The sequence below is a fragment of the Planktothrix agardhii genome (genome assembly GCF_904830935.1).
Taxonomy (GTDB): domain Bacteria; phylum Cyanobacteriota; class Cyanobacteriia; order Cyanobacteriales; family Microcoleaceae; genus Planktothrix; species Planktothrix agardhii.
On the sequence record NZ_LR882952.1, the window covers coordinates 397,089 to 419,699 of the forward strand.

General features: G+C 38.6%; 22 protein-coding genes and 1 tRNA gene. 10 read left to right on the forward strand and 13 right to left on the reverse strand.

Features of this window, described 5'->3' with window-relative positions:
• Positions 1 to 30 precede the first annotated feature (30 nt).
• Positions 31 to 1,230 carry a calcium-binding protein gene (locus tag NMG88_RS22445; RefSeq protein WP_278047049.1) on the reverse strand — a complete coding sequence of 400 codons (1,200 nt, stop codon included), beginning with the start codon at positions 1,228 to 1,230 and terminating at the stop codon, positions 31 to 33.
• A gap of 211 nt (positions 1,231 to 1,441) precedes the next feature.
• Between NMG88_RS22445 and NMG88_RS01795 the strand changes: the two genes are divergently transcribed.
• Positions 1,442 to 1,660: a hypothetical protein gene (locus tag NMG88_RS01795; RefSeq protein WP_027249426.1), complete on the forward strand. Its 219-nt coding sequence runs from the start codon at positions 1,442 to 1,444 to the stop codon at positions 1,658 to 1,660.
• 189 nt (positions 1,661 to 1,849) lie between these two features.
• On the opposite strand, the gene NMG88_RS01800 is transcribed toward NMG88_RS01795, so the two are convergent.
• Positions 1,850 to 3,052 (reverse strand): argininosuccinate synthase, encoded by a 1,203-nt coding sequence (locus NMG88_RS01800; protein WP_027249425.1) that lies wholly within the window; start codon positions 3,050 to 3,052, stop codon positions 1,850 to 1,852.
• Between the two features lie 174 nt (positions 3,053 to 3,226).
• Here NMG88_RS01800 and NMG88_RS01805 point away from each other — a divergent pair, with 174 nt between their 5' ends.
• The gene (locus NMG88_RS01805) at positions 3,227 to 4,147 is read left to right on the forward strand and encodes a glycosyltransferase family 2 protein (protein ID WP_227349934.1); all 921 of its coding nucleotides are present in this window, start codon (positions 3,227 to 3,229) and stop codon (positions 4,145 to 4,147) included.
• Positions 4,148 to 4,279: 132 nt separating this feature from the next.
• On the opposite strand, the gene NMG88_RS01810 is transcribed toward NMG88_RS01805, so the two are convergent.
• The 3 genes from NMG88_RS01810 to NMG88_RS01820 form a co-directional block, all read right to left on the reverse strand.
• Positions 4,280 to 4,534, reverse strand: a complete 255-nt coding sequence (locus tag NMG88_RS01810) for a hypothetical protein (RefSeq protein ID WP_027249423.1) — start codon at positions 4,532 to 4,534, stop codon at positions 4,280 to 4,282.
• A gap of 124 nt (positions 4,535 to 4,658) precedes the next feature.
• Positions 4,659 to 5,381, reverse strand: coding sequence for a response regulator transcription factor (locus NMG88_RS01815; protein ID WP_027249422.1), 723 nt, complete (start codon positions 5,379 to 5,381; stop codon positions 4,659 to 4,661).
• 9 nt (positions 5,382 to 5,390) lie between these two features.
• Entirely contained in the window at positions 5,391 to 5,570 is a 180-nt protein-coding gene (locus NMG88_RS01820; RefSeq protein WP_042151281.1) for a hypothetical protein, read from the reverse strand.
• Between the two features lie 371 nt (positions 5,571 to 5,941).
• Here NMG88_RS01820 and NMG88_RS01825 point away from each other — a divergent pair, with 371 nt between their 5' ends.
• The 5 genes from NMG88_RS01825 (at position 5,942) to NMG88_RS01845 (ending at position 10,386) form a co-directional block, all read left to right on the forward strand.
• Positions 5,942 to 7,225, forward strand: coding sequence for an ABC transporter substrate-binding protein (locus tag NMG88_RS01825; RefSeq protein ID WP_346732937.1), 1,284 nt, complete (start codon positions 5,942 to 5,944; stop codon positions 7,223 to 7,225).
• Between the two features lie 9 nt (positions 7,226 to 7,234).
• Positions 7,235 to 8,143, forward strand: a complete 909-nt coding sequence (locus NMG88_RS01830) for a carbohydrate ABC transporter permease (RefSeq protein WP_227349936.1) — start codon at positions 7,235 to 7,237, stop codon at positions 8,141 to 8,143.
• Positions 8,144 to 9,007 carry a carbohydrate ABC transporter permease gene (locus tag NMG88_RS01835; RefSeq protein WP_254035053.1) on the forward strand — a complete coding sequence of 288 codons (864 nt, stop codon included), beginning with the start codon at positions 8,144 to 8,146 and terminating at the stop codon, positions 9,005 to 9,007. It abuts the gene before it with no gap.
• Between the two features lie 34 nt (positions 9,008 to 9,041).
• Positions 9,042 to 10,106, forward strand: a complete 1,065-nt coding sequence (locus NMG88_RS01840; protein ID WP_227349938.1) for an ABC transporter ATP-binding protein — start codon at positions 9,042 to 9,044, stop codon at positions 10,104 to 10,106.
• Between the two features lie 76 nt (positions 10,107 to 10,182).
• The gene (locus NMG88_RS01845; RefSeq protein WP_026787086.1) at positions 10,183 to 10,386 is read left to right on the forward strand and encodes a DUF751 family protein; all 204 of its coding nucleotides are present in this window, start codon (positions 10,183 to 10,185) and stop codon (positions 10,384 to 10,386) included.
• 64 nt (positions 10,387 to 10,450) lie between these two features.
• On the opposite strand, the gene NMG88_RS01850 is transcribed toward NMG88_RS01845, so the two are convergent.
• Positions 10,451 to 11,005, reverse strand: coding sequence for a peroxiredoxin (locus tag NMG88_RS01850; protein WP_144390412.1), 555 nt, complete (start codon positions 11,003 to 11,005; stop codon positions 10,451 to 10,453).
• A gap of 189 nt (positions 11,006 to 11,194) precedes the next feature.
• Between NMG88_RS01850 and NMG88_RS01855 the strand changes: the two genes are divergently transcribed.
• On the forward strand, positions 11,195 to 12,538 hold the full coding sequence (locus NMG88_RS01855; protein WP_254035054.1) for a peptidylprolyl isomerase: 1,344 nt from the start codon (positions 11,195 to 11,197) through the stop codon (positions 12,536 to 12,538).
• A gap of 73 nt (positions 12,539 to 12,611) precedes the next feature.
• On the opposite strand, the gene NMG88_RS01860 is transcribed toward NMG88_RS01855, so the two are convergent.
• From NMG88_RS01860 to NMG88_RS01880, 5 genes are all read right to left on the reverse strand, one after another.
• Positions 12,612 to 12,818 (reverse strand): hypothetical protein, encoded by a 207-nt coding sequence (locus tag NMG88_RS01860; protein WP_026787083.1) that lies wholly within the window; start codon positions 12,816 to 12,818, stop codon positions 12,612 to 12,614.
• A 70-nt stretch (positions 12,819 to 12,888) separates the two neighbouring features.
• Positions 12,889 to 14,244 carry a DUF3370 domain-containing protein gene (locus NMG88_RS01865; RefSeq protein ID WP_254035799.1) on the reverse strand — a complete coding sequence of 452 codons (1,356 nt, stop codon included), beginning with the start codon at positions 14,242 to 14,244 and terminating at the stop codon, positions 12,889 to 12,891.
• 139 nt (positions 14,245 to 14,383) lie between these two features.
• Positions 14,384 to 14,455: transfer RNA gene (locus tag NMG88_RS01870), tRNA-Asn, on the reverse strand.
• 124 nt (positions 14,456 to 14,579) lie between these two features.
• Positions 14,580 to 15,125, reverse strand: a complete 546-nt coding sequence (locus NMG88_RS01875; protein ID WP_227349940.1) for an NYN domain-containing protein — start codon at positions 15,123 to 15,125, stop codon at positions 14,580 to 14,582.
• A 324-nt stretch (positions 15,126 to 15,449) separates the two neighbouring features.
• Positions 15,450 to 16,349, reverse strand: a complete 900-nt coding sequence (locus NMG88_RS01880; protein ID WP_042151296.1) for a 2OG-Fe(II) oxygenase — start codon at positions 16,347 to 16,349, stop codon at positions 15,450 to 15,452.
• A gap of 223 nt (positions 16,350 to 16,572) precedes the next feature.
• Between NMG88_RS01880 and NMG88_RS01885 the strand changes: the two genes are divergently transcribed.
• Positions 16,573 to 18,978 (forward strand): dynamin family protein, encoded by a 2,406-nt coding sequence (locus NMG88_RS01885; protein WP_254035055.1) that lies wholly within the window; start codon positions 16,573 to 16,575, stop codon positions 18,976 to 18,978.
• A gap of 607 nt (positions 18,979 to 19,585) precedes the next feature.
• On the opposite strand, the gene mnmG is transcribed toward NMG88_RS01885, so the two are convergent.
• The gene (mnmG, locus tag NMG88_RS01890) at positions 19,586 to 21,502 is read right to left on the reverse strand and encodes a tRNA uridine-5-carboxymethylaminomethyl(34) synthesis enzyme MnmG (protein ID WP_254035056.1); all 1,917 of its coding nucleotides are present in this window, start codon (positions 21,500 to 21,502) and stop codon (positions 19,586 to 19,588) included.
• Positions 21,503 to 21,759: 257 nt separating this feature from the next.
• On the opposite strand from mnmG, the gene NMG88_RS22450 reads away from it, so the two are divergent.
• Entirely contained in the window at positions 21,760 to 21,894 is a 135-nt protein-coding gene (locus tag NMG88_RS22450; protein ID WP_267880436.1) for a hypothetical protein, read from the forward strand.
• 9 nt (positions 21,895 to 21,903) lie between these two features.
• Here NMG88_RS22450 and NMG88_RS01895 read toward each other — a convergent pair whose 3' ends face one another.
• On the reverse strand, positions 21,904 to 22,590 hold the full coding sequence (locus tag NMG88_RS01895) for a DNA-methyltransferase (RefSeq protein ID WP_254035057.1): 687 nt from the start codon (positions 22,588 to 22,590) through the stop codon (positions 21,904 to 21,906).
• Positions 22,591 to 22,611 lie beyond the last annotated feature (21 nt).

The window sequence follows — 22,611 nt, forward strand, 5'->3', positions numbered from 1 at the left end:
CTATTTAGGATTGCTATAACTATTAGGGTTCTAAATTAAATCAAAATTATCATTATTCAGGGTTAAATTTTTACCCATATCTAACATAGGAGTTGTAATCCCTTGTTTGTCAATATAGTAGAGTAAACCACTTTCTGGGTCGTAGATTAAATTAGCATCTCCCGCATCCGCAGCATTTCCAGAGAAGTTAGCAATAGTTTGGAATTCTCCATTGGCTAAAGCACCTGGTACACCCGGAGCTAATGCTGAGAAATCCGTGGAATTTAGGGCAATTGCATCTTCTGAAACATTAAAATCAGTTAATGTATCTTGGCCTAACTGATCGATAGCTCCTTCGTAAACAAAGGTATCATTTCCCTTACCACCCGTTAGGAGATCATCCCCCGCACCGCCAATCAGGGTATCCTTACCTTGACCACCAAACAGAAGATCATCATCCAGTCCTCCGGTCATGGAGTCGTCCCCTTCTCCAGCAGAAAGAATATCTTTCCCTAGTCCACCGTCAAGAATATCATTGCCTTGATCGCCAAAGAGCAGGTCATCTCCTTCTCCGCCAACCATGGTATCGTCACCACTTCCACCATAAAGGGTATCCTTACCTTTGCCACCAAACAGAAGATCATCATCCAATCCTCCGGTTAGGGAGTCGTCCCCTTCTCCACCATAGAGAGTATCCTTCCCTGGCCCACCGTCAAGAGTATCATTGCCTTGATCACCAAAGAGCAGGTCATCTCCTTCTCCGCCAACAATGGTATCGTCACCACTTCCACCAGAAAGGTTATCATTTCCAGCCCCTCCATCCAGGGCATCCTTTCCTTTGCCGCCATAGATAATATCGTTACCCTCTTCCCCGAAGAGCGTATCATCTCCTTCGTCGCCGGAGATCAGGTCACCGCCTTTTCCACCACCAACTAGGTCATTTCCTTTGCCAGCAGAAATGTTATCGCTCCCCTTACCACCGAGGAGAATGTCATCTCCCTTTAAACCCAGGATGATGTCATTGCCATCACCCCCATCAACAGCATCAGCTTGATTGCCCCCCGTGGCAAAATCATTGGCGGTACTGCCTGCAAATACATTGCCCTGGTTTAGTGAACCGATAATCTCTAACCCCCCATCATCCCTCTGAAACTGGCTGACTGGAGGAGTTTGGTTTTCTTGAATTTTTTGTGACAAATCAGCCAAGATTGACTGATTGGTGGCTACCACTGGAAATATAAAATTTGACATAAATTTGTTTGAGATGCAAAGCCCTATTTTGTAGTTATAACCATTTTTTTTTGCTTTGTCTTCAGTAAAAATACTGAATTTTTAATGGAAATTTATGTATTGTTTTATACTTACAGGACTTACGCAGAATACCCAATTATACACCATCTGTAGGGGCTAACGGCCGTTCGCCCCTACTAGATATGGTTGTTTTGCGTAAGTCCTGACTTAAATGAAACGCGACGCAGGCACTTTTAAGTGGGGTTCTTTTAAGTTGATTAAACACAGAAATAAGTGGTATGCCTATCTGTCGATAACAGAGGATGTTCCAGAAGTTGAGACAGAGAAAAGATTGGGATGTGACCGAGGGCAGAATAATTTATGTAATGGATTCATCCGGTTTAAATTATGGGGTGTTTGGCGCACCCCCGAACTCGGTGAAAAACAATAAAAAAGAGTATATTCAACTGTCTTTATTTGATTGGGCTAGATACGAGAATCCCACCCCTACGCTACGCTAAAGGGGTGGGAGTGTCAAAAAACAATGATCAAGATTATTAATCTTAAAAAATACCGAGATTGCTGTGTAGGGGCGAGGTGCGTCTCACCCCTAGGATGAATTTGATTTCTAATCAGATTATTAGTCTCTTATTTTCTCAGACCAAACACGAGTCGGTAAACCCCAGACATAAATGAAACCTTCCGCCGCTTTATGATCAAAAACGTCTTCGGAGCCGTAGGTTGCTAAGTCCAAACTATAGAGGGAATTGGCAGATTTCCGGCCGACAATTGTGGCATTTCCCTTAAATAATTTGACTCGGACAACACCCGAAACCCGTTCCTGAGTTTGTTGAATAAAGGCATCCAAAGCCGCTTTTAACGGACTATACCAGAGGCCATTATAAACCAACTGGCTATAGGTTTCTTCAATGCCCCGTTTATAACGAGTCACATCGGCGGTTAAGGTTAAACTTTCTAAATCTCGGTGAGCATTAATTAACACAATCATCGCCGGAGATTCATAAATTTCCCTTGATTTAATCCCGACTAAACGGTTTTCAATCATGTCCAGGCGTCCAACCCCATGATTTCCGGCAATTTCATTTAATTTTCCAATTAATTGAACACCGTCCATTGCCTTACCATTTAAACTCACCGGAACTCCAGTTTCAAACCCAATTTCAATATATTCAGGTTCGTTAGGAGTCTCAGAAATCGGTTTGGTGATCGCATAGACTTCTTCCAGGGGCTCCGTCCAAGGATCTTCTAAGGGCCCAGCTTCAATCGCAATTCCTAACAAATTTCTATCTAAACTGTAGGGAGAGGATTTTTTCACCGGGGAAGCAATGCCGAATTTTTCCCCGTAGGCAATGGTTTCTTCCCGACTCATGCCCCATTCCCGGGCGGGGGCCAGAATTTTTATTTTCGGGTTGAGCGCACCAATGGAGACGTCAAACCGCACTTGGTCGTTACCTTTTCCGGTACAACCGTGAGCAATAGCATCGGCTCCGTATTTTTCGGCCACTTCCACTAAGGTTTTAGCAATTAACGGACGGGCTAAGGCCGTGGCCAGGGGATAACGGTTTTCGTACAAAGCATTGGCTTGAATGGCCGGAAACGCATAGTCTTTGACAAATCTATCTTGGACATTAATTACCAGGGACTCGACGGCGCCAGAGTCCAAGGCTTTTTGTTGAACAGGCCCTAATTCATCCCCTTGTCCCAAGTCTACGGCCAGGGTAATTACTTCTTTGACGCCAAACTCATTTTTCAAGTAGGGGATACAAACGGAGGTATCCACCCCACCTGAATAAGCAAGCACAACTTTTTCAGCGCGACCCATGATTAATATTTCTCCTCAAGTAACCAAATGTTACATTATCTCGCCTTTCATGCCCTTTTGATGTCAGGAATTCTATATATTTGAGTTGGGGCCACTTTCAGGGGGAGGGGACTGGATTTTTTTCGGGTAAGTAGTTAATAATAATAGTGATTTAAGTTTCAGGTTAGAAAAACTGTGTTTTTAAGTATTGTCATTCCTACCTATAATCGTTTACCGATTTTACAAAAGTGTTTAAAAGCCTTAGAACAGCAACAATATGATCATACTATTACTAACTATGAGGTAGTTTTAGTTGATGATGGTTCAACCGATGGAACCTTAAATTGGTTAGAGGAAAATAAGTTAGATTTTCCCCATGTTCAGCTATTTTGTCAATCCCATCAAGGGCCAGCCGCGGCGAGAAATTTAGGGATAGAAAAGGCTTTGGGAGAAACTATTATTTTTATTGATAGTGATTTAATAGTAACCAAAACGTTTTTACAATCCCATGCTAATAGTTTAGTTGAGGGATATCAAACTTCAGATCAAGTTTTTACCTATGGTCGGGTAATTAATACTTGTAATTTTGAAGATCCAACTTCTGAACCTTATAAAATTACTGATTTTTCGGCGGCTTATTTTGCTACTGGAAATGTGGCGATCGCTCGTCATTGGTTAATTGAAGCCGGGTTATTTGATCCTCAATTTCAACAATATGGTTGGGAAGATTTAGAATTAGGGGTAAGGTTAAAAAAATTAGGTTTAAAGTTAATTAAATGTCCCGATGCTGTGGGTTATCATTGGCATCCGGCGTTTGATTTGGAACAATTACCGAAATTAATAGATCGAGAAATTCAACGGGGGAGAATGGGAGTTTTATTTTATCAAAAACATCCCTCTTTTGAAGTTAAAATGATGATTCAAATGACAATATTACATAAAATATTATGGGGTTTATTATCTTTGGGAGGGCGTTTAAATGAACGGACAATGGCGGGGTTTTTACAATATTTAATTAATCAAGGAAAATCACAATTAGCTTTAGAAATTGCTAGAATATTTCTGAATTGGTATAATGTTAAAGCGGTTTATTCGGCTTCTAATAAATTAGAATAGTTATCGTAGGGGTTTGGTCTCCAAACCCTCTTTGCTAGGCATAAACTAGCGAGCGAGGACGCTCGCACTACTACAAGGATTTAAGGATTTCAGAATAGAGAATTTATATGCTTAACCGCTTATAAAAATACTTTATAAACTTGATTCTGAATCTGGAGCAATTTCTAACCCGGGTATTTGTCGAATTTGCTGCTGCTCTTTAACTAAATCCGATAGGGAATCAATATTAACTCCAATTCTACGACAAGCGGTTTGCAGTGCATCCATAAATTTGTCTACATCATCCCCATAACCCGATAGTTTGGCTGCATTTGCAACGCCTTGTTTAGCATTAGCTTTCGCACAATCAATTAATTCTAGGTCTGTCAGAGGTTTTGATTTACTCATTGTGATAACATTATTAATACAATTAATCTATTTTACCTTAAATACCTCAATTTTAATTAAAAATATAGCAATAGGCAATAGGCAATAGGCAATAGGCAATAAAGTCTTTCTTCCCCATTACCCATTACCCATTACCTCCTATAACAGCATCTTCAAATTTGTATCCCACCCCGGTCACAGTTTTAATAAAAGTGGGATGGGAGGGGTCAGGTTCAATTTTTTTCCGCAGTCTAGCGACGTGGGTATCCACAACCCTTTCATCACCAAAAAAGTCATCTCCCCAAAGTTTATCAATGAGTTGGGTACGACTCCAAACCCGACCCGGATAACTCAGAAAAGTTGATAATAAATTAAATTCTAAAGTAGTTAAATCCAGGGTTTCTGTGTTCCCTGACTCTAATTGATAGCTGGCAATTCTTTGGTCTAAATCGACTAAAAAATGCGGGGTTTGATAGACTTGATTCGGTTGACTTCCTTGGCGCAAACTCCGTCTTAATAATGCTCTAACTCTAGCAACTAATTCTCTAGGACTAAAGGGTTTAACAAAATAATCATCCGCGCCAGTAGATAAACCAATAATCCGATCTAGTTCTTCACCTTTGGCGGTTAACATTAAAATATAAGGGTCTTTTTGCCCAGGTTTCTGACGAATTCTAGCACAGACTTCTAACCCATCTAACCCCGGAATCATTAAATCTAAAATAATTAAATCCGGTTGTAATTCTTGAAATTTTTGTAAAGCGGCTAAACCATTATTAGAAATTTGGCAAGAAAATCCTTCCGCTTCTAAGGTATGCTGAATTAAACGGGCAATTTCTGGTTCATCCTCAACAATTAAAATATCCATAAATTAAAATTAAATGCCAATTTGTTCAGGACATTCCAGATGCAAATTGCGATCACTAAAGGGTGCATCCACGAAATCACAATGATGGGGGCGATCGCTATTCGGATAACGATCAGCCTGAAAAAAGTGACAGGTGACACACATTTTTGAGATCGGAATTTGACCAGCCTCTTGCAACTTCAGAATCATTTTAATCAATCCCCGCAAGAAAACCGTCTGCTCAAGTTCAGAGAATTATATCAGAAAGCAATAAAAAACAATACCGCCCTCCATTACCATTAAATGGCAGGGCTTTAAACCCAAAATCCCTGGTATAGCAAGAGGCAATAGGGAATAGGCAATCTCGCTATAGGTAAATACTTACTATGAGCAGCTTTTAGTTTTCAAGAATGTCCTAATAGATGCGGCAACTGCTATAAATCCCAGATTAGTTAAGACTCCTAATCAATATCTCCTTCCTCCAAGCCCTGTCAACCCCTGCTAGAATAAGGAGTCTAAGGACAAAATTATGTTGTTAGGAAAATGAAAAGATAAAAATCCATAATTTTGAGGTTTAAAAAATGATTTTTGTTAAATTTAAAATTCCATTATTTTATAAATTTATTTTAACTTTATTGATAGGAGTTATCATCAGTATATTAATGATTAAACCTGCTTTCACACAACAACCTGTTACCCTTAAAGTTTTAGTTCAAGCATTAGAATCAACCCAATGGCAACCGATTATTAATAGTTTCCATCAAACCCATCCAAAAATTCGTTTAGAAGTGGTTAAAGCCCCGAATAATAGTAATCTGGTTGAAGATTTATATACCTCTGCCTATTTACTCGGAGATTCTCCCTATGATTTAGTCTATATGGATGTGGTTTGGGTACAAAAATTTGCCGCAGCAGGATGGTTAGAAGATTTAACCAAAAAAGTTGATCCTCAGAAATTAACTGATTATATTCAGGGCGATGTTCAAGGAGGAAAATATCAAAATAAACTGTATCGAATGCCCTTTAGAACAGATGTTGGAATGTTATATTATCGAACGGATTTATTAGAAAAAGCCGGATTAAAACCCCCTAAAACCTTTCAAGATTTACTCACCACCTCCCAAACCCTTCAAAATCAAAATTTAGCCCAATGGGGTTATGTTTGGCAAGGGAAACAATATGAAGGATTAGCCGCCATGTTCACGGAAATTTTACAGGGATATGGAGGATTCTGGGTTAATCCTGAAACCCAAGCTATCGGATTAGATGCGCCCGAAAGTATAGAAGCCGTTAATTTTTTACGACAAACCATTGAACAAAGTATTTCTCCCCCTGGCGTTACGACCTATGCAGAAGAAGAAACTCGCCGATTATTTGAAAGTGGAAATACGGTTTTTTTAAGAAATTGGCCCTACGTTTATGCTTTGGCTGCTAACTCTCCCATTAGGGGAAAATATGGGATTCAACCAATGGTTAATTTACCCGGAAAACAAAGCGGTGCTTGTTTAGGAGGGTGGGGATTTGGGATTTCTAAAAGTTCTAAACATCAACGGGAAGCATGGCAAGTGATTGAATATTTTAATCAACCCGATATTCAACGACAATATTTTTTAGAAACGGGCTATGTTCCCTCTCGAAAATCCTTATTTACCGATGATATTTTAGTCGCCAAATATAACTATTTACCCGCCCTCTTACAAGGGGCTGAAAATGCGGTTTTACGTCCTCCCATCCCCCAATATGCCCAAGTCTCAGATATTCTCCAACGCTATTTGAGTGCGGCATTAACCGGGAGTAAAACCCCGGAAGCAGCCATGAAAGAGGCAGCCAGGGAAACTCGAACTTTATTAAACATTAATGAGTGAATTTTGAGCATGAATACTAACTCTTTAGAAAAACAAGAAAAACGAACCGGATGGCTGTTAATTTCACCCGCTTTGTTCATGATTGCCTTAGTGTTTATTTACCCAATTTTAAGGGCTTTTTCATTAAGTGTATTCACCCAAAATTTAGGAACTCAATTACAACCCATTTTTTCAGGATTAAATAATTATCAACGTATCTTAGCGGATGGTCGATTTTGGCAAACCTTATGGAATACAACGGTTTTTACCAGTATTTCTATTATCTTAGAATTAATCTTGGGTTTATTCATGGCTTTAATTCTGAATCAAAGTTTTAAAGGTCGAGGTTTGGTCAGAACCACAGCTTTAATTCCTTGGGCCTTACCTACGGCGGTCATGGGGTTAGCTTGGGCTTGGATTTTTAATGACCAATATGGTGTGGTGAATGATATTTTACAGCGTCTTAATATTATTAATAGTCCTATGACTTGGTTAGGAGAACCCAGTCGAGCCATGTTTGTTTTGATTATTGCCGATGTTTGGAAAACTACCCCTTTTATTGCTATTATTTTACTAGCCGGACTGCAATCTGTTTCCCAGGATTTGTATGAAGCCCATGCTATGGATGGGGCAAACTCAATTCAAAGTTTTTATCAAATCACAATTCCTTTAATTACCCCTCAAATTATTATTGCCTTATTGTTTAGATTCGCTCAAGCCTTTGGGATTTTTGATTTAGTTCAAGTCATGACTGGAGGGGGGCCAGCAGGGGCAACGGAAACCGTTTCTGTTTATATTTATGCCACCATTAGAAGGTATCTGGATTTTGGTTATGGGGCGGCTTTAGTGGTCGTCACCTTTTTATTATTAATTGTTGCGGTTTGTATTGCGGCTTTTTTCTTATCAAAACTGCGTGTTAATATGATTGGAGATCAATAAATGGCAAATTTTAATCCCTCAAATTCCGTTAGTTTTATCCCTCGAAAAAAGATTTTACTCACCCTGGGAATAATCTCCACAGTTTTATTTTGTTTGGCTCCAGTTTTCTGGCAATTACTCACTTCTTTTAAAACTAATGCTGCGATTTCAACGGTTCCTAATATTTATTTTCCCAGTTTAGAACAACTGACTTTTCAACATTATCTCAGCTTGGGAAGTCAATTTCTGAGATATATTTTCAATAGTGCTTTTGTCTCTATCATTTCAACTTTATTATGCTTAACCCTTGGCGCTCCGGCTGCCTATGCCCTGACTCGATTAAAGCTACCTGGAGAAAATTTAATTTTGGTACTGATTTTAATTATAACATTATTTCCCTATATTTTATTATTTATGGGATTGTTAGAGTTAATTAAATTTTTTCAGATTGGAAATAATTATTTAGCATTAATTATCCCCTATACAGCAATTAATTTACCCTTAACCATTTTAATTTTAAGAACTTTTTTCCAACAATTGCCTAAAGATTTAGAAGATTCTGCCAAAATTGACGGCTACAATACCCTATCTATGCTATTAAATATTGTTTTACCCTTAACCTTTCCTGCCTTAGTCACCACGGGTATATTAACCTTTATTTTCGCCTGGAATGAATTTATTTTTGCCCTAACCTTTATTACCCGGGAAGATTTATATACCATTCCCGTGGCCGTCGCTCAACTGGGGGGTGCTTCTTTATTAGAAATTCCCTATGGGCCAATGGCGGCTGCAACTTTAGCCGGAACTTTTCCTTTAATCATTTTAGTCTTGATTTTTCAACGGCGAATTGTTCAAGGCATTACCGCAGGAGCCGTCAAAGGTTAACAATAATCTTAACAATTAATGGAGATCATAAATCATGGCAAAACTCGAAATTATCAATTTAAAAAAGCAATTTTCCCACCAAGTCATTCCAGTAAAAGATATTACCCTAGAGGTCAATGATGGGGAATTTCTCACCCTATTAGGCCCTTCGGGTTGTGGAAAATCAACCTTATTAAGAATGATTGCAGGACTCGACCAACCCACCGAGGGAAAAGTTATTTTAGGCCATCGAGATGTGACCACCCTTCCCCCCGGTCAACGGAATATTGCCATGGTCTTTCAAAGTTATGCCCTGTACCCCCATTTAACGGTTTTTGATAATATTTCAACGGCTTTAAAATTAAGAAAAATTCCTATTTCTGAGATTGAAACCCGGGTTAATGATGTCGCTCATCGCTTAGATATTCAACATTTATTACTCAGAAAACCTGCTCAACTGTCCGGGGGGCAACGTCAACGGGTTGCTTTAGGACGAGCTTTAGTCAGAAATCCCGAAGTTTTTTTATTAGATGAACCCTTAAGTAATTTAGATGCTCTATTACGAGAACAGGTAAGAGCCGATTTAAAACAGTTATTTAATTCTCAACAAAAACCTGTTGTTTATGTTACCCATGACCAAACCGAAGCCCTAACTTTATCGAGTAAAATTGCTGTACTTCATCAAGGTTATTTACAACAATTAGCCTCTCCTTCAGAGATTTATAATGCTCCGGCTAATCAATTTGTTGCGGGTTTTGTGGGAAGTCCTCAGATGAATTTAATTCGCTTAAATTGTCGCGAAAATTATGGGATTTTAGGAGAATTTCAAATTCCCTTACCTGAGTTGAAAACCCAACCTTCTCAAATTATCTTAGGAATTCGCCCCGAAGATATTTATTTAGAAAATCGGGAAGATTCTGTCAATGTAGAAAGTAAAATTTTTTTAGTGGAAGATTTAGGAAAAGAAAAACTGTTGAATGTGAGAATCACCCAATCCCATGAAACAATCCGTTTTTTGGTTCCCGCACAGCAAACTTGGGAAGGTGAAACCATAAAGTTGAGTTTATCGCCCCAACGGATACACTGGTTTGACTCGGAATCGGGCGATCGCTTATCCTAAAATTATCTTAAAAAATAATCCCGAAATCTGTTAAAATTGTAAAACCTTTAATCTGAAATTAATCCCAACCACGACAATGCAAGAATTTTTTCAAAACGTTTCTCGCTATCCCCGTTATTTTATTACCTTTACTTTAGGAATTTTCTTTTTCCTATTTGAACGTCTCAAACCCCTCTTAAATCGTCCGGTAACAGCAACTGCATTAATAATTTTATTATTAAGTGTTTTTGCATTTACCTTTTTTACCTTAAAGGCAATGTTAGGATTAAACCCGGTTTAAAGAAAAGTAATTTTAAAAAAAGGGATGGTGATTTCAACCTTCCCTTTTTGGCTGTGAATTTAAACTAACTGGTTTTGGTTTGTTGCAATTCATCCAAACGTGCTAACACTTCCTGACTATGAATAGCAGGATTAACCCCTAAAAATATTTCCCTTAAAATTCCATCAGGATCAATAATAAAAGTATGACGCATTGATATAAAATTAATCCATGAGCCATAGGATTTACTTACTTTTCCGTCAACATCAGCCAGTAAGGGAAATTTTAAACCTTCTGAATCACAAAACTCAGCATGGGATTGAATATCATCGGCACTAATCCCTAAAATTTTAGTATTTTTAGCTAAATATTTTGGTAAATCCTGTTGAAAACGACGAGCTTCTAAAGTACAGCCAGAAGTAAAATCTTTAGGATAAAAATAGAGAACAACCCATTGTCCTTGATAATCAGATAAAGAAATTTTTCCCTCTCCACTATTAGTTGGTAAGGTGAAATTAGGGGCGGGTTGATTCAATGGTGGCAATTTTCCCCCTAACGCCCAAGCGGGCGCAGTGAGTTTGAAGCTAAACACAGCTAAACCCAGAGATAAGAGGAAACTTAGAAAGAAACGACGGGACATGATTATGAAGGATAATTACAACTTTTGATCCAGTTTACCCAATCTTAGGAATAACAGGAACTTAAATTTGAGGTTGGGTGTCCTAATATTGGCAATATCTGATTCTAATTGCAATCTTTATTGTAAAATATAAAGAGACAATTAGGTTAATTGTACCTCATTTTAGACCATTTAACCCACTATTTTATTATGGCTGATCTACCCAACTTAACCAGTGCTGCTACTGTGATTATGGTAGTTGAAGGACTACCAATTACGATTCAAGTTGATGGTGCAAATGCTCCGATAACGGCTGGAAATTTCGTTGATTTAGTTGAACGAAATGTTTATGATAATACCCTATTTCATCGCGTTGTTATTGACCCCACGCCCTTTGTTGCTCAAGGTGGTGACCCCCAAAGTAAATATCCTAATGTGGCTGCAAATTTGTTAGGAAGTGGGGGTTTTATTGATCCTGCTACGGGTAAAGTTAGAAATATTCCCTTAGAAATTAAACCCAAAGGTGCTACAGAACCTATCTATAGCAAAACCTTTAAAGAAGCAGGAATTACCGTTCCTCCGGTGTTAAGTAATGTCGTCGGTTCCATTGCCATGGCGCGGTCTTCGGGAACCGATACGGCTTCATCCCAATTCTATTTTAATTTAGCAGATAATTCCACAAACTTAGACGGAAATTATGCGGTTTTTGGCACAGTAACTCAAGGCTTTGATGTCGTCAATCAAATTCGAGTAGGTAATCAAATTTGGGATGCAGCCGTTGTCGATGGAATTATTCCCAGTCGGGTTTCTGGAATTATTTCAGATGCGAATATCTTGAATGGATTTATTAATACCATCAATCGTGCTAGTTTGCCTTTAAGTTATGCCTATCCTCGTAATTTAGATGCAGATAATGTCATAACCATGACTCCTGATATTACCCTAAATAATCATCGGGGACTATTAGCTGGAGGCGGTAATGATTTGGTTACTGGTTCGACAGGAAATGATGTAATTAATGGAAATGCTGGAAATGATTCTCTGGATGGAAATGATGCCAATGATTATATTTTGGGAGGAAAAGATAATGATATTATTACCGGGGGACAAGGCAATGATATTTTAAATGGAAATCGGGGGGATAATACTATCTTTGGAGGTGCAGGTTCAGACTTTATTCGAGGTGGACAAGGCAATGATAGTTTAAATGGCAATAATGGTAATGATTTCCTAATCGGAGATTTAGGAACAGATACTTTAACCGGAGGAGGAGGGACTGATATTTTCATGTTGCGAGGGGATGAATCCGCCACGGTTTTTGATATCAATTTAGCCAATATTATTACGGATTTCAAGGTTTCAGAAGGCGATAAAATTCATATCCTTGATACAATTCCTCTGGCTAATTTAAGTTTTACCTCCTCTGGGAATGACACCGTAATTAAGATTACAAATTCAGGAATTTTAGGAATTGTTAAAAACGTCCAACCTAGTGTTGTCCAAACAGCCACGGTCATCACATCACCCACGGATTTAGCCTTAACCATTGGTTAATTTTTTTTGAATTTTGTTGCGCTTTAGCGCTCTTAATAGAGGTGCTAAAGCACAACAACGAAATGATAACCCCCTAATTATCCGATTCTGTTTGATCAAAACTAGGAGTTAATGGTCGGTTTTGACTATCTCCAAATCCCGAAGCATTTCCTATCGCAATAATGAATAAAAATAATGCAACGATTAACCATCCTAATGTCCCCCAATCAGGAGGTTTTGGGGGCGGTGGCGGGGGTTTATCCAGAGGTGGTTTAGGTTTGGGTGCATCGCTTTGAGACATAAAATCAACCTACAAAATTAGTGTTTATAAATTCTTTGTGTTTTTGTGGTTAAATAAAGACTACAATCTATCATTTTAACGGTAATGTTTTCACCGTCAAAACTTGAGGAGCAGAAGCATCAGGAGGATAGAGAAAATCAACTTTAACGGGTCGAGTTTCTTGAGGTTTTAGGGTTAATTGTACTAACGCTTCCCCTTGTTGTCCCCGTCTTTGAACCAAATGCAGATAGCGAATTTGGGATTTTCCCTGATCATCTTCATAGCTCAACCTAACAGTACCTCGGAAGAAAACTTGAGGGGCTGGAGGGTCAAAAAACCTTAATCCAGGTTGGGATAATTTTTCTTCTTTGATCGGAGTTTGTAAGGTTAAAATAACTTGTTGGGGTTGACTTTTGGGATTATAAAGTGGTAAAATTAAGTTATATTCTATCCCATAATTTCCGTGAGCTTGATAGGCGGTATCGGGATATCTAACCACTAAAGGAGCACTTTGAATTTGATTAGTTCCTAACTGTCCTCTAGGTAAGGTTGCAATCGGATAAGAAAATGCTTTTCCCGATTCAGGAATAGTTAAAATAGAACTATTTGGATCAACAATATTAGCATTCCAACGGGAACCCAATGCCACTCCAGCCACCCGTCCATAGATAATTTGTTCAGAATTAGTATTAGGAGGTGTGGGGGTACGATCTCTAGGTGTAACTAACATTCCTTGCTGTAATAATTGTTCCCATTCTGTTAAAGTAGGCGCGATTTCTATTCTATTTGGTTGTAGTGTTGCATATTTAGCTAAACTAGCAATATAAACCTCGCCATCACTCTCTAAACGCATTAAAGTAGACCGACCATTTAAAGGAGGTTCTAAATTTTTAACCGGAATTGGAGCATTTAATAAAAGACGACTACTTTGGGGGGGAATAATAATTTTTTCCACAAATTCAGTTTGTCGTTTTCCCCGTAAAATATCATTCATCACCCGACTTCCTGGCCCAGCAAAAATATTACCTGCGGAATTATCTAAAATAGCATCAAGGGGAATAAAAGGCGCATCGGGTTGACTTAAATAACTGGCTGCTTCTAAAATATTAATAGTAACGGGTTTATTCCCTGGATTATAGGCTAATATGCCTAAATAAAGGGTTCTTAAATCATGTTCTTGGGGAGGTTTAGCAATATGGTGGGCAAAAATATCAAATTTGCCTTGAAAGGGAAAATTTAAGTGGGCTTCTGGCTGTTTTTTATTGGTTTTTGGAAAAGTAGAAAGTAAAATTCCTTCGTTTAAAATCAGTTCGGGACTGTTACTATTAAATACCGGAATTTTATCTAATTGTCCGGGTAGGGGTCGCACCTGCTGCGGTTGCAAAATTTCATTCACCGGAGGGGCGGCTTGGGCCAATAAGGTTAAACTCAGAAATAAGGGTAAGATCATCCTTGATATCAGATGTAATGGTTTTGAGCATATACAAAACAATATCCTACCTTTCTCAATAGAAATGTAGGATACTGGCTTAAAATTTCAGACTAGGTTAAAATCTAACCTGAGATTCAAAGAATATTTTGTTAAACTCCTCGGGTGGGATTCGAACCTACGACCAATCGGTTAACAGCCGATCGCTCTACCACTGAGCTACCGAGGAACGTTGTGTCTCTCTTTTAGCCACAGTTACTAATAGTAGCGCCTGATCCTAATTTTTTGCAAGCTTTTTTGAAAAAATTTTTTTGACTTTGGTTGCAAAAGCTGAAACCCTCTTTATACCGTGATTATAACCCCATCCTCATGCGAGCCAGACGGTTTTGAGCTTCTGCGTCTAGGGAATTAGCCAAGAAACGACTCGAAGATGGCTTCCGTGGTTGATGACGACGCTGACGACGCTGGGTAGTGGCTTCCACCGCTTCTGCTAACTGTTCGGCGGACATCCACTCAGCACCATAGCCCGTCACGGTTAACCGTTGAGCGCGGTCTGAAGTCGCCACAATTAACCGACGTCGGGACAACCTCAGTTGGCGGCTTAAAGAAGCACAGAGTTTTTCAATATAAGTATCTGCGGTTTGCCCAAAACTGGTATAATGAATCGACACATTGCGAGTAATAGTTTCGCTGACACCGGGGGTATTTTGATAGTGAGCATCAAAAACCAGTCGGGCATCAAGTCCCTCAAAGGCACTATAGTCCACTAAGGTTTCAATCAAGTGTCTCCGCGCTGTTTCCATATCATCAACATCGCGTTTCTGTCGCAATAGGGGCCATATTCCAATTATGTTATAGCCGTCTACAAATAAGACAGCTTTGGTTAGGGAGCTACTCATGGTTAAATTTTAAATAAACCTGCATGGACTCGACAATAAATAAAAGATCGTCGAGAGTCCATTTCTCCCCATATTATCACATAATTTTGACACTCTCAGGTCTGAAGACACTCTGAGTGTCGAAGTTGTGATGTCTACTTGACACTCCCCAGCCCTAAAGGGACGGGGATTCTTGAAGATTCCATAAACGGACTTTCAATGGTGCTGACAAAGACACCCTACTGATTCCACTAAGGTCTAACCCTAACTTCATCGCTACTTTTTTAATGATAAAAAATCCTGACACCGATGGGGGGTTTGGGAGCCTGTTTCCTACGATAGCTTTTATTTTCTCACCCAACCATTCACCGTAAATCGACTATCTTTGAACTGTTTAGAAGGACAATTAACGGGCAGAACTTCGTGCATTAAACCACTATAGAAAAAGATAATTCGGTTATTCAGAGGTTCAATAGCTTGAAAATTTTCTAATTTAGAATAAGCATATTGACCTTGCCATTGGGTATCATAAATTAATAATTCTCCTCCAGTAAAAGCCTTGGGTTCCTGATAAAAATAATAAACGTAACTTAACATTCGAGTTTCATCTCTAGCCGAACCATTATCATTATGAATGCGGAAATAATGACCATGATTATGGGCAGTCAGTTGGGCATCAATATGGGTAATTGGAAACGGGGGAATATCAAGTTTTTCTAAGGCTTTCCAGAACATCGCTTTAACTCGGTTTATAACCATATCACCAAAATCTGGAGAATAATAGAGAACCAAAGAATCCCGATGTTCAGGATAGTCTGATGTGTTGGTAGCTGGGCCAGTTAATTGGAATTGCTGTTCTTGTTCTAAAGCATAATTCAGAAGATTTTGATAGTCTTCTGGAGATAAAAAATTATCAATTTGCCAATATTTAAGTTTAAAAATTTCCCCTTGGGGTGTAGCTGGAATTGCGGGAGTATGAGCTTTAATAAAAATCGGTGGTTCGGTAATTACTCCGACTAGAGAATTACTAGAAAACCAGAGGGCTTGTTGTTGTCCATTCATCGGAATTTGAAACAATTTTGGCGGTTCATCCTGATTTTTTTCGGTGGGATGAACTACCGCATTTAATAAATTTAAGAGTAAGGGAGAATTGGAGGGTAAGGTGATTTGATATTGATAACCTCCCAAAAGGAGTATCGTCACCTTAATATCTTGAGTTGTTAATGCTGGTGTCAAATCGTCCATATTTTATAATACAAGGGTCTATTTTAAAAGTAAAGATGTACCACTATATGAATTAAATTGGCATTTGATTATAGCATACTTTCTTTAATTTACCTCAGTTAACTAAAACTAGAACCTGATTAACACTGAAATTGTAAATTAAAGTAAAATTTAATCCCAAAGTTATATCTGATCAGGGATAATCTAAAGTGAGACATTTTTCAATAAAGGTAAAGTTGTATCTATGAGTCATCCCCTATCGCCCCAGTGCCAAAATTTACAACATCAGGTTGAAGGCTTAGTCAAACTTCTGCATCAAGAACCCACTCTGCGCCAACAGGATATTACTGCTGTTCATGCTTCTTTAAAGAAAGTCATTTCTCCCAAATTTGAAATTGTGTTTGCGGGGGCATTTAGTGCAGGAAAATCCATGTTAATTAATGCCCTTTTAGAAAGGGAATTATTATATAGTGCCGAGGGACACGCCACCGGAACTGAATGCTATATTGATTATGCTGAACTTGATCAAGAACGGGTAGTTTTAACCTTTTTAAGTGAAGCCGAAATTCGGGAACAAGTTACTAATTTATGTCAATTATTGGGGTTATCTTCTAACGTTAATATCAATCGAAATGACATGATTGATGTATTAGTAGAAGGATGCGAAAGAATTATTCAGCAAGAAGGAGGAGTGAATAAATCGGAACGGGCAAAACAAGCTAAAGCCTTAGATTTATTAATCAAGGGATTTACGGAAAATCGCGATCGCATTCAAACCCTAAATAACGCCACTTATTCGATGGAACAGTTTAACTTTTCCAACCTCAAAGAAGCGGCGGGTTATGCCCGTCGAGGGAGTAATAGCGCGGTCTTAAAACGGATTGAATACTATTGCTACCATCCCCTATTAAAAGATGGAAATGTGATTATTGACACCCCGGGAATTGACGCTCCCGTGGAGAAAGATGCCCAATTAACCTATAACAAAATCGAGAACCCCGATACCTCGGCGGTGGTCTGTGTTTTGAAACCCGCATCGGCGGGAGAAATGACGATAGAAGAAACGGAACTCTTAGAAAGAATTCGTCAAAATCCGAGTATCCGCGATCGCGTTTTTTATATCTTTAATCGGATTGATGAAACCTGGTATAATGCCCAATTACGTCAACGGTTAAAGAACTTAATTTATTCTGACTTTCAGGATACCACCAGGGTCTATAAAACCAGTGGATTATTAGGGTTTTATGGTAGTCAAATTAAAGGTACAAGTGGACGCGATCGCTTTGGTTTAGATAGTATTTTCGCCGAAAGTATTAAAGGATTTGGAGGCGAAGAAGAAACTCCCCAATTTGTCTATGCTTTTAATAACTATTGTGGCAGTTCTCGCAAACTTCCCATCCAGTTTCGAGTCACAATTAATGGTTTTGAATCTCCGAATCAAAACTACACCCGAATTTTAGCCGATTGGGGACAACCCTTAGTTGATCAGTTAATTAAAGATAGCGGAATTGAGGAATTTCGTAACGCCATTACTTACTATTTAACCGAAGAAAAACGCCCCCAACTGTTTAAAAATTTAGCGGATGATTTAGAAGATATTTGTATTCCCCTACGCAAATATTATGAATCAATTCAAATTGATTTAGACAGTCAACCCCGGGAAATTGAAGCGATGAAAGCCCAGGAGTTACAACTGCTGAATCAACAATTACAAGAAGCGGGACTGGAATTTCGAGATCATATTACGGAGGAAATTAATCAGATTATTACCAATAAATGTGATAGCTTTGAACAGGATTTTAAGCAATTAGAATCTCGGATGGTGCGGCGTTTAGATGAATTATTAGATTGTTTTTCGGTAAAAGAAGCCTATAGTCGGGCTACTTTCAATCATCCTCGGAATGCAACTGCACCTTTATTAGCGGTTTTAGTTGAAGCATTGTATTATTTAGCTAATCAATTAGAGGATATTTTAGTGGAGTCTATTAAATCTGTGAATGCAGGTTTTTTCCGTCGTTTAGTTGAAAAAGTTCGCAAGACTGAATATTATCGCAAACTCAATCGTTTATTAGGGAATGATGGGGGGTTAGAAAAACGGTTAAAAGAGTTAGAAGCAGAAGTTAATCAAGCCTTAATTGCAATGGCTAAAACTGAATGCGATCGCTATGTCCGAGAAAGTCCTAAATTCTATGATGAAGGCACATTTTCGATTTATCAATTTCGCCAAACTCTATTACAAACCTCATCCAGTTATGACGTGAAAGCAATAGTTGATGCCGAACCCGCTATCCGTCAATTGTTGAAGTTAGATTTTGAACCCAAAGTCTCAAAAACGATTCATCAAACCTTCCGCCAAACTGTTAACCAAACCCTAAAAACCCATTTATTACCGATGACGGATATTCAAGCGGATGAGATTATGCAGCAGTATAGTCAAGCGCGGGTTTATTTGGAAAAAACTTTGGCACAGGAAGCGGAGGAGAAAATTAAAAATAATGCCAAATCTCATTGGGAAGTGAATCAAAAGATTAACGAATACAATCAATTTGTTTCGGAAATTAATAGTTGTTTACAGTCGATGCAACTGTTTGAACACTTATTACCAACTATTGCTGATTCTGGCGTTAGTGATAAGCATTTTGATTTCTAATTAGACTCTAAAAACCCCGGTTTCTTTGAGAACCTGGGGTTTTAGCTACACCAAATTATAATAATTTTAATATTGACAAAATATTGTTATAACTCTAAAATAAATATATTGATATTTTATGAGATCATTGTTAGATATGAGTGATATAGTTGATTCAAAAAATTGTGAAGATTATGAAGTTCTGTTATTTGGAGAGCATACTTGTCTTGTTGAAAGACTGAAACAAGATCTTGAGTATGCTTTGAAAAAACGTGCAGGAGCTATTATAGAATTACTTGTATTGTTGTATTTGTTGTTAGAAAGAAATAGCAGCGATCGCTTCCTATGCAAAAGCTCTATAATTCAGAAATGGCAAAAGTTTTCGGAGAGTAACAGAAGATGGCTATAGCAATCCCAAATAGGTTATGGAGACAAATTAGCCTGAAACCCAGGCACAGCAAGGAGCCAATGTGACAACCTATTTAAGATTGCTAAGTACCTAAACAAAATTAATTACACATCTTCTGCCCAGATCCGGCGTTCCCTCCCCCCCTAGCCCCCCGTGCACGGGGGGTTTGGGGGGCTGTTCCCTCTCTCAACTAGGTAATTTATTTTGTGCAACTACTTATTAGGAATTGAGAGTAACAGTTTGTTGACGATTTCTAACCTCCAAATAAATCAACAACGCATTAATATCTGACGGATTTACTCCCCCAATTCTCGACGCTTGACCAATGGTTAAAGGTTTAACCTTCATTAACTTTTCTCGCGCCTCCATTGACAAAGTTTCGATTTTGAGATAGTTCAAATCCTCCGATAATGCTCGATTAGATTGGCGACTAACTTGGTCAATTTGGTTTTGTTGCCGTTGCAGATATCCTGAATATTTAATCTCAATTTCTGCCCCTTCTTTTTCCACTTGATTTAAGAGATTATTACCTAAATCATACCGTTCTAAATCAACGTAATGCAAACCAGGACGGCGCAATAAATCCGCTAAAGTAATTGACCCTTTAATTTTTTGTTGGGTATCATTAACAATCGCCATTCCCACCGGATCATTCTCCTTAATTCGAGTAGCATATAATCGTTCTTTTTCCCCAATAATATTACCTTGTTTCCGTTCAAATAACGCCCATCGACGGTGATCAATTAACCCAATTTCTCGACCCAAAGGTGTTAACCGTTCATCCGCATTATCTGACCGTAATAATAACCGATATTCCGACCGACTGGTTAACACCCGATAGGGTTCTCGCAGGTCTTTTGTACACAAATCATCAATTAAAGTTCCGATATAACTATGTTCCCGTGGGAATACAATCATCTCTTGATGTTTAACCAATCTTACCGCATTAATTCCCGCCACTAAACCTTGGGCTGCGGCTTCTTCATATCCGGTTGTACCATTAATTTGCCCTGCACAAAATAGCCCTTCAATGTTTTTTGTCATTAAAGTTGGATAACATTGAGTGGCGGGTAAATAATCATATTCCACCGCATAGGCTGGACGCAACATGGCACAATTTTCTAACCCCGGAAGACTTCTTAACATTTGCAATTGCAAAGTTTCAGGTAAACCCGTAGAAAATCCTTGAATATACAATTCAGGAATATCTCGACCTTCGGGCTCAATAAAAATTTGATGACTTTCTTTATCCGCAAATCGAACAATTTTATCTTCAATACTCGGACAATAACGGGGGCCCTTCGCATCTACCCAACCGCCATAAACCGGAGATAAATGCAAATTTTCTCGAATAATTCGGTGAGTTTCGGCCGTAGTTCGAGTCAAATGACAACACATTTGTTCCCGTTCAATTTGTACTTCTGGATCGAAACTAAACCAGCGCACTTCTGTATCTCCGGGTTGCGGTTCTAACTTAGAATAATCTACAGAACGTTTATCAACTCGCGCCGGAGTTCCAGTTTTTAATCGTCCGGTTTCAAAGCCTAAACGGTTGAGGGTTTCTGTTAACCCAACGGCGGCAAATTCTCCCGCCCGTCCTGCGGGCATTGATTTATTACCTACCCAAATAATACCGCCTAAAAATGTACCTGTTGTTAATATTACCGCTTGACATTTAAAGGCAACTCCAAAATAAGTTTCTACCCCAATAATTTCTTGATTTTTACCTAAAATTAAATCCGTTACCATCCCTTCTCGGACGGTAAGATTATCCTGATTTTCCACAATATTTTTCATCACCGCGGCATATTCCCGTTTATCGGTTTGGGCGCGTAAAGCCCATACCGCCGGGCCACGAGAAATATTCAGCACCCGTTTTTGTAAATAGGTACGGTCGGCCATTTTGCCAATTTCCCCACCTAAAGCATCGACTTCATGGACGAGTTGGGACTTAGCCGGGCCACCGACGGCCGGGTTACAGGGTTGCCAAGCGATTTTATCGAGGTTGAGAGTTAGGAGCAGGGTACGACATCCCAACCGGGCCGCAGCCAGCGCCGCCTCACAGCCCGAATGTCCGGCCCCGACCACAATAATCTCAAATTCATCTAAAAATTCTACTGAGGATGTTAGGGTCATAGGTTAGGTTAAGGTTTTATAGACTTATTTTTTAATTTTAGCGGTTAAAATTAATAAGTAGGCGGGCATAAATAACGTCAACATACCGAAAGCTAAAATCATTATTCCAAAGGGCTTACAGCATTTAGGATTTTAACTTTAATTATGACCACCTACTTATTGGATACTTAAGTGGACTTGATTTTTCAGAAGAAACAGTCGCAAACTTTATAGCAACAGCAGGCGTAGGTTTAGGTGCTAATTGGGGATTAACTACAGTGAGTGGAGAAGTTGCTAAACTTATACCTGGCGTTGGTAGTGTAATTTCCGTAGCAAATAATACTGTGGCAACTAAGGCGGTAGGAGAACTAGCAATTAAAATTTTTATTGATCAAGAAATTCCTGAAAAATAAAAGTAGGAATTAATTTACACTATCATTATTTTTATGATAGTGTAGATTTCCTTCCGTTAAGCGTTCAATAATCACATCACAATGAGGAATGTCTGTCCAAACATCGGTTAAATTGACTCCTAATGGGTTCATGGCATGACGATGACCGCCATAATCTTTAATTTCACCCCCACAATGACGGCAAGTTTCTATGGGAGTTCTAATTTTACGGAATACTTTAGGCTTGCCTTTTGTATAATATAAAAGACTATAATGGCTAGGATATAATCGCCCAGGAATAGGTAAACTCGATTTTTGACTAATAGTAATCCAATGTCTAAAAGTTAAACCCTTATTCATTAAATAACTGCCTAATAACATATTCCATTTAGGTAAATTGTAAATAAATAAACTGCCCCCGTCTTTAAGAATCCGGCAACATTCATCCAGCCAAGTATAACACCAGTTTAGATATTCACTATCTTCGAGGCTATCATCATGCTTTTTGCCATATTTTTTCCCTAAATTAAAGGGAGGATCGGCAAAAACAACATCAGCTACACTGTTATTGATCTGTTTTAAAAGTGGTAGACAATCTTCTTCAAAAAGAACGCCCTGTTTTGAGATGAAGCAAGGTTCTTGTTTCATCTGATTAAACATATAGTTTTGATAAGGAAATTGATCAGGACTTTTAAATTGAAGATAAAGTTGCTGCATGATGATTTTATTAATGATCAA